Annotated in this window: 9 protein-coding genes; all 9 read right to left on the bottom strand. The window is 60.8% G+C overall.

What is annotated here, in order from left to right; translation table 11 throughout:
* Positions 1–97: 97 nt before the first annotated feature.
* The 9 genes from BDI24065_RS40600 to BDI24065_RS40560 all read right to left on the bottom strand — a co-directional run bounded on the left by BDI24065_RS40600 (position 98) and on the right by BDI24065_RS40560 (position 5,278).
* The gene (locus BDI24065_RS40600) at positions 98–358 is read right to left on the bottom strand and encodes a hypothetical protein (protein ID WP_175035910.1); all 261 of its coding nucleotides are present in this window, start codon (positions 356–358) and stop codon (positions 98–100) included.
* The gene (locus tag BDI24065_RS40595; protein WP_175035909.1) at positions 348–608 is read right to left on the bottom strand and encodes a hypothetical protein; all 261 of its coding nucleotides are present in this window, start codon (positions 606–608) and stop codon (positions 348–350) included. Before BDI24065_RS40595 ends, BDI24065_RS40600 begins: the two co-directional genes overlap by 11 nt.
* Positions 609–657: 49 nt before the next feature.
* The gene (locus BDI24065_RS40590; protein ID WP_175035908.1) at positions 658–1,491 is read right to left on the bottom strand and encodes a DUF932 domain-containing protein; all 834 of its coding nucleotides are present in this window, start codon (positions 1,489–1,491) and stop codon (positions 658–660) included.
* Positions 1,492–2,072: 581 nt separating this feature from the next.
* A complete protein-coding gene (locus tag BDI24065_RS40585; RefSeq protein WP_175035907.1) occupies positions 2,073–2,285 on the bottom strand; it encodes a hypothetical protein in 213 nt (70 codons plus the stop codon).
* Between the two features lie 2 nt (positions 2,286–2,287).
* Positions 2,288–2,518 (bottom strand): hypothetical protein, encoded by a 231-nt coding sequence (locus BDI24065_RS40580; RefSeq protein WP_175035906.1) that lies wholly within the window; start codon positions 2,516–2,518, stop codon positions 2,288–2,290.
* Between the two features lie 41 nt (positions 2,519–2,559).
* A complete protein-coding gene (locus BDI24065_RS40575) occupies positions 2,560–2,841 on the bottom strand; it encodes a hypothetical protein (protein WP_175035905.1) in 282 nt (93 codons plus the stop codon).
* Positions 2,842–3,591: 750 nt separating this feature from the next.
* A complete protein-coding gene (locus BDI24065_RS40570) occupies positions 3,592–3,795 on the bottom strand; it encodes a hypothetical protein (RefSeq protein ID WP_175035904.1) in 204 nt (67 codons plus the stop codon).
* Between the two features lie 41 nt (positions 3,796–3,836).
* Complete coding sequence (locus tag BDI24065_RS40565; RefSeq protein WP_217481856.1) at positions 3,837–4,283, bottom strand: hypothetical protein; 447 nt, start codon at positions 4,281–4,283, stop codon at positions 3,837–3,839.
* A gap of 176 nt (positions 4,284–4,459) precedes the next feature.
* Positions 4,460–5,278, bottom strand: coding sequence for a DUF4942 domain-containing protein (locus BDI24065_RS40560; protein WP_368040808.1), 819 nt, complete (start codon positions 5,276–5,278; stop codon positions 4,460–4,462).
* Between the last annotated feature and the right edge of the window lie 107 nt (positions 5,279–5,385).

Raw genomic sequence — 5,385 nt, 5'->3', positions numbered from 1 at the left:
GCGGCGCGCCGTTCCCATCGAGCGCAGCGCGCGAGCTGGATAGCAAAACGCCCCAGCGCGGGAAGCTGCTGGGGCGTGATGGAAAGCTGGGAGTGGCTTAGAAGGAGTCTTTCGGCCGAAGCCCGTAACCGTCCGTGTTCTGTCTACATGCGCGGACTATATCGGTTTGGGTGCGCTCCCAAAATGCGCGCGGGCTTCGCCTGTCGTACGCGACGCTGAACCCTGCGCGCAACATCATGTTGGCGGCGCTTTCGATCGGCAGCTTCTTGACTGCCCCGAACGCGCCGACCATATCGCCCGCACGGAGTTGCGCACGAAATCCGTCCACGGCGTCCGGCGTCAGCTCATCACTGCTCATCCTGCACCTCCGTTCCGTCGTTACCTTCGCCTTCGTCGGTGGGAGCGATGCAATCGTAATGATCCATTCCCGCCTTCACGGTGTCGAACGGCCCATGCGGCTTTCCAGCCTTGTCCCACAACAGATAACCCGCGACGCCATGAACCATGTAGCGCGTCAGGTAGTGCCCGTTCCGGGTCAACGAAAACTCATTGACTTCCGACCAGCCTCCGGCGGTTCCGTCCGGGTTCGGTGCGTTCGTTTCGCTCATTCTCTCCCTCCGTTCGGTCTGCGGGCCGGTCTCCCGGCCCGCTTACTCTTTACTTCTTCAGTGCCGCCATCGCCTCGGTCAGCGTCCACAACGCGCGATTCAGTTTGACGTTTTGGTCGATGCCCTCGACCGGGCGCGTCCGAGTCGTCCGGCCGGATGCCGTGCGTCCGGGCAGGCCGCCGCGCTGAATCAGATTCTCCTGCAGGCGGTTGAACGTCGTCCACAGGTCATCCTTGCGATCCTCGAAGCGGCGCGCTTCGAGAATCTGCGTCTCCGTGACCGGTGCCGGCTTCACGTCGCTCGGCTCGTATTTGAGCTGGAGCGCAGCGGTAGCGAATGCCTCCTGTTCGCCTTGGCTAAGCGTGAGCGACTTCATTTCATCCTTGACCTCGCGGATGTACTGGAACCCGTCCAGCACGTCGAACGCGCCTTGAATGACGTCATCCACGATCTTGCCCTTGTGCGGAACGCGGATCTCGCTCGCCGTCTCGCCGCAAACCATCCCGTTCGCGCAGACGAAGCGGAATTGACCCGCGATCATCTGATAGCTGCTCGTCCCGTCGTGCGAGTTCAGCAGAATGATTTCGTCGGCTTCAGCGCCGATGATCTGGTCAGCGTGACGCAGGCGGATCATGTGCTTGGTATGTTCGCGCTTGCCAGCGTCACGCACACGGGTTTGCGCGACCATGAACGGCTGGAAACCAGCGCCACGCAGGCCATTCAGCACCTCGATCGTCGGGATGTAGGTGTAACGATCCGAGCGGCTTTCGTGCTTCTCCGTCGCGAAGATCGACGGAGCAACGCGCGCGATTTGCTCATCCGAGAGCGGGGAATTCGCGCGGAGTTGGTGGGCGTTGGGTGCGAAGCGGGAAGCGAGGCGCATGGTGGATTCTCCGAAAATTTGCCATTTCTGCTGCGGTGATCGTCGCGATCACCATGAAAAACATTTTACTCGCCGTATCTCGTTTTGTCTATCGCTTGGCGATTGATTGTCCCAATGGTCGGCAGATATAGATAGACGTTGCGAATTACGCGACGCGCCCGGCAGACCCCCTTTCCTGCAAAGCCAATCCGGAACGTCGATCACCACCAGGCGCTCGCCCCGCCGGTGCCGTCCCTTGCCCGACCGTCCAGTGGACGGGCGGGTGCGACGGTAGGGGGCCGGGTCGGTAGACCTCGGGGCCGCGTAAGCGGACACGACCCCCGTAGCCCGGCGCAGGACTCCGGCGGCCGCCGGCACTCGCATACCACCGCGGCGCGCATGCGCCGCTCGTCGTCGGCATCGAGCGCGGCCGCCAGGACGCGCGAGCTGGATCGAGAGCCGCCCCCACGTCGCCGGCGGCCGGCCCCGCGATCGCGACGCGCAGCGGCGCGCCGTTCCCATCGAGCGCAGCGCGCGAGCTGGATAGCAAAACGCCCCAGCGCGGGAAGCTGCTGGGGCGTCAGTAGGGCAGGGCGGGGCAGTTAGCTGTCGCTGCACTGATACCAAGCTATCGCCATCGCGAGCCCTGCAACAGCAAAGAGATCGAGCTTTTCCTGATCGGCGTGCGTCAGAACGTAATGCGCGTGCTCCAGCGACCACGTTTGATCGCGGATCAGCTCCCCATAGCGTTGCGCCTCGGCATCGACCCGGAGCTGAACCGCGCGAGCGCTCATAGTTTGTTGCAGTACCGTCATTTTCAGTAGCCCATCTTCGAAAGTTCCGTGGTCAGTACGTCACTTGCGATCGCGCGCTGCTCTTCCGAGAGCGTCGCTTGAATCGCCGTGAACGCCTGAGCGGCGGCAAACGCCTTTGCTGCCTCCGATCGCATACCCCGGATCGCGGCAGTTTCCCCCGACTCTGCCAGTCGAGCGTACAGGTTTCCGACCTCTCCCCATGTAGGCGTCAGATCGATCGTTTCAGTATCCATGGATTCCTCTTAGGTGAGCGCCGGACTGGCGCATTTAGCTTTCAACCGTGTACCGGGCAAGGGTCGCCGTGTGCGGCCTTGCAATAGGGGCAGTTCTCCATCTCTTCACAGTCCGCCGCGAAGTTCTGACCGGATTGCCACGCGGTCACAAGGCCCGGAACATCAGCAAACATCACCGGCACGCTGTCGAGCCGGGCGTGATAATCGCGATACCCCTCCGCTTCCGCTTCGTTCAGCGCGAAACACATTGCATCGCTGTTCGGATCAACGATCTCGGCAATCTTCGCGTTTGCGTACTCCACTCGCACATTCAAGCCACGCATTTTTCATTCTCCTGTCTCGATCAATCGCGCCCTTCGTCGCGGGCCGGGTTCCACGGTGCATTGATCACCATGAAAACCATTTTACTCGCCGTATCTCGTTTTGTCTATCGCTTGGCGATTGATTGTCCCAATGGTCGGCAGATATAGATAGACGTTGCGAATTACGCGACGCGCCCGGCAGACCCCCTTTCCTGCAAAGCCAATCCGGAACGTCGATCACCACCAGGCGCTCGCCCCGCCGGTGCCGTCCCTTGCCCGACCGTCCAGTGGACGGGCGGGTGCGACGGTAGGGGGCCGGGTCGGTAGACCTCGGGGCCGCGTAAGCGGACACGACCCCCGTAGCCCGGCGCAGGACTCCGGCGGCCGCCGGCACTCGCATACCACCGCGGCGCGCATGCGCCGCCCGTCGTCGGCATCGAGCGCGGCCGCCAGGACGCGCGAGCTGGATCGAGAGCCGCCCCCACGTCGCCGGCGGCCGGCCCCGCGATCGCGACCCGTAGCGGCGCGCCGTCCCCATCGAGCGCAGCGCGCGAGCTGGATAGCAAAACGCCCCAGCGCGGGAAGCTGCTGGGGCGTGATTTGGTTGGAGCGGGCGGGATCAGGCTTTGCGGTGACGATGCGGCCACCACAACAGTAAAAGCGGCCGGGCGTTTGGCTGACCTTTCCACGGCCCGAGAATCAGCCCTTGCCTTATGCGACGCTTCCGCATCTTCAAATCATCCTCCTTCAGAATGTGCGGCTTTCAACCAGTTAGCACCAAACGACACGATCCATCTGCGCCAGTTCACGACCCGCATTGATTGCGGCATCCGCTTGCTTCCACGTCCGAAGCACTACCGGCCCTTCGTTCGCGATGCCCGATGCACCAAAGCCTTGGCGGTGGTGCATGTCGTAGGCGACGCGGCAAGCTTTGACACCGTAGTTGGCAATTGCGCGGGCGGTGGTCTTTGTCATCTTCCTTCCCCTGTAGCCGGAGCGGTTGGTCAGTGCGCGGCTCAATAGCCGAGCCAGTCGCGGGCGGCCTTCAGCGTCGCCGGGATGGTCGAGTGCTCGACGAACGAAGCGCCCGTGTTGACGTTGACGCACGCGCACGCAACGGTCAGAGTGCCGTCGCCGTTGTCGATAGTCGGCTCCGCTGGATTGTGGCTGTCGATCCAGCGGATCAGGTCTGCCGAGAATCGGGCGGCACTATGCTCCAGCTCGACCTCGGATTCTTCTTCAGTCTCCTTGCCAAACTCCCATTGCAGGGAAAGGGCTGAAACATCCGAAAGGAACATGGGCATATCTGATTTTTCCCGATGCGAGCAGCGGCCACTCTCTTCCGCGCTTTCCTCCGCATCGTGCCGAAAATCATCCGCAGCCTCGCCGTTCCCGGCGAGTAACGCGCACGTGTATAACGCCCATTGAGCGCGAGCGTGAAGAGCATGAAACCGGCTGTCCATCAGGCATCCCCTATCAATCGATCACTGTAGATACAATTATATCTCACGTAATTCGTTTTGTCTATCTCTTTATTTTGATTATCTCTATGACTGTCGGACATGCATGCGATCCGCCTATCGATGAAAGAGCGCCCCGGCGACAAGCTTCCGGGGCACAAGAGGGCAGGGCCGAAGCGTCAGCGAACTTCCGACGCAAGCGCATTCGGGTAGCGCTTAGCGATAATCCGATTGATCTTTTCGACAAGCTCGGGCCGCTTGAACGTCAAGTGACCGTTACCATTCTTGAACCAGCGAATCTCGAAGTACTCAAGGTCAATGAAGCGTTCAATCGGGCGCTTGTTTGTAGCGTCGCTCAGATGCATGTACATGCCGTTCCGATGGTCGGGCTCCGGTTTTCCGTCAAGTACGCTGAACACACGCACAAGGTCGTCTAGCTTGTCGGCCGCGTGATGGTTGACACTCTGACAATAGGGGCCGACCTGAGCTTGATAGAGGCATCGCATCACAATGCGCTTGCCAAACTTGAACGGCTGATTCGTCTTATAGTCCCACGACAGCCCTCGGAAGCAAGCGATCACGCCCCGCTCGAACAGCTCGGCCCGGCCATCACGCAACACCGTAAAAGTCGATGTGACGTTGGCGAGCGTCAGCTCCGGCGTCTTCAGGTCGTAAACGCTACTGTCCCATTGCTTGCGCGCCTCCGCGTCCATCAGGGTGCGGATACCCGACTCGTTCATCAGGTGCTTCCAACCCGAAGCGTCGACGTGCTTGCGCATCGTATCTACGAAATCAGCGTGACCGAAGCGCGCGCCTCCATGCGAATACCTGTCCGATATATAGCCGCTCACTGGGCCAAGCTCAGCTTTGATCGCAATCTCATCAGCTTCGTCAATCAACCGCTTCGCTTCCGCGATACGCTCCATTACTGCGTCACGCTGACGGAGCATGTTCTCAACGCTCACACTCTTAACCAGATCCATCGTCGCTTGTGTCACTGCAAATTCTCCAAGATGCGTTCTAACCACCATGGAAACCATTTTACTCGCCGTATCTCGTTTTGTCTATCGCTTGGCGATTGATTGTCCCAATGGTCGGCAGATAT

The sequence above is a fragment of the Burkholderia lata genome, from assembly GCF_902499025.1.
Taxonomy (GTDB): Bacteria; Pseudomonadota; Gammaproteobacteria; order Burkholderiales; family Burkholderiaceae; genus Burkholderia; species Burkholderia lata_C.
This window is presented reverse-complemented; position numbering and strand designations above follow the sequence as displayed.